The following is a 241-nucleotide window of genomic DNA, read 5'->3' on the forward strand; positions in this document are numbered from 1 at the left end:
GTGCCACCGTGGAGTTGGCTGACCCTGCGCACGCTCGGCGCACCGCGCCGCGAATACTTGCGCAACGCCGCGTATCTGCTTATCGCGATCTGCGTCGTGGTGTTCGCCACTTCGGCAACCAACCATGTGCTGTCCGCCAGTCGTAACGCGCGGATCGGAACGTTATTTGGCATGCCGGTGACGAGCAACCTGGTCCAGTGGCTCGCAATAGCGATCGCTGTCTATGTGTGTTCGAACTGGT

At 61.0% G+C, this 241-nt stretch carries 1 protein-coding gene; it reads left to right on the top strand.

All coding sequences use genetic code 11. The features are described 5' to 3' along the window. The coding region (locus tag SB679_RS26060) for a hypothetical protein (protein ID WP_410705294.1) at positions 1-241 on the top strand (241 nt) is incomplete at both ends.

It is taken from the genome of Chryseobacterium sp. SIMBA_029, assembly GCF_046535275.1.
Lineage (GTDB): Bacteria > Bacteroidota > Bacteroidia > Flavobacteriales > Weeksellaceae > Chryseobacterium.